We start from the raw sequence: 1,488 nt of genomic DNA, 5'->3' as shown, positions 1-1,488 counted from the left end.
TTTTATGTTCTTCTGGATAATGTCTCACTCATGCCTAACTTCCGCACCCTGTCTAATACTATGAAAAACTGAGGCGACAACTATCCTGACACAGGGGGAATTACTTCTAAGGATTGCAAGTAAGCCAGGAGATATTATTAAGCAGCAGGTTTAATGGGTAGAAAGATGACAAAAAAGCTTCTTTGTGTGAAGGTAGAACTGCTCAAAACTCTTGATATGGGTGATTGAAAATTCATAAAGCCTTTTGGGGGGCATACCTTCGAAAATCAGTTAATTTTGAATTTGTGAACGCATACACCAGAAATGTACAACTATAGATGTAAATGCACAGGAGAGCTAACGCAATGAGTAATATTCAGCTTCTCGGAACAATAATGGCTATATTAAGCTTGGTTGTTTTGTTTGGTGGGTTTTATTGGTTGATAAGAAGAAATAGATAACGAAAATCTACTAAGCTTTTTATTATGGGAAATTAGTTTTCCCAATCGATTTTTATTTTAACTTATTAATTATTTTAGTGAAAAGGTTATCATGAGTACCCTTGAATTCGTAACATTAGCAATCACTCTATTTTTTACAGGATTAGGTGGAGTAATTTGGATTGCCAATAATTATTCATGTCGTTTACAACAGTTGGGAGAAAAATACATATCAAATAAATAATTTCAAAATGTTAAGTGCGCCTCAAGTGGATTATTTTTAAAATTTCGTTAGCAGGTCAGTTTTACATCACCGGAGACAATCAGAGTTAATCCAGATTTTAGCAACCTAGTAGTCTGCGCCACAATGACTTAGATTTCGCAGTCCCTTTATCATTTCTTTCTACACTATTCTTGCGCTTTGATGCGAGCACAGTAACGCTTTTAAACGTGGTGATCGTGTTCCCACTATCAATACGTATACACATAAAATCATCATCACCATTATATTTCATTTACACTCCTCACATGCTCAACAGCGACTATTTTTCTCAAATTTAAAAATACGTTTAATCGCTAGAAATCTCTTCTAAAATATTCGACTTACAAAATAGAGCAATTCTTGCTATCTCTTTAGCCGTATTACACAGAGTTGAGTTTGCAATTCCCCCCTCAATAGTCAAACTGTAATCCAAGGTGATCCCTGATGCATTTGACAAAGACAAAAATCCAAATGCGTTTTCATTCGTTGTACCTACTAGTCTAAATACTTCATCCCAGCATTCACTGTTATTTTTCATTTCATCCCTTTCACGATTATCAAACAAGATTGTTCTGAAACGCAGAATTTCTGGCTGTCTCGATGGAACCCATACCATTATTGTTATCTTCATTTCGACATCATGCACTATAGAAATAAACGTTAAATCTACTCTTGCATTACCAAATCCCTCTGATGGTTTTGAAACGGTGCGTATTTCGGTGAATCCGATCGGTCGTTTCGGTTTTATCCGATCACTTTTTCTTCTTCTTTTTCGTCCTTGCCAGTTTTACCTTAAGTGATCGGATT

1 protein-coding gene is annotated in these 1,488 nt (G+C 35.6%); it reads right to left on the bottom strand.

The annotated features are described in order from the left end of the window. Positions 1-988 precede the first annotated feature (988 nt). A complete protein-coding gene (locus MHM99_RS21040; protein ID WP_239220458.1) occupies positions 989-1,297 on the bottom strand; it encodes a hypothetical protein in 309 nt (102 codons plus the stop codon). Positions 1,298-1,488: the final 191 nt, after the last annotated feature.

Source organism: Alteromonas sp. MmMcT2-2 (assembly GCF_022348305.1).
GTDB lineage: Bacteria > Pseudomonadota > Gammaproteobacteria > Enterobacterales > Alteromonadaceae > Alteromonas > Alteromonas macleodii.
Note: the sequence above shows the minus strand (reverse complement) of the source record. Positions and strands in the feature narration are given on the sequence as shown.

What these genes read in the sequence shown, in the direction of transcription:
- MHM99_RS21040 (WP_239220458.1), bottom strand. Translation starts at nt 1,297, where the DNA reads ATGGTATGGGTTCCATCGAGACAGCCAGAAATTCTGCGTTTCAGAACA.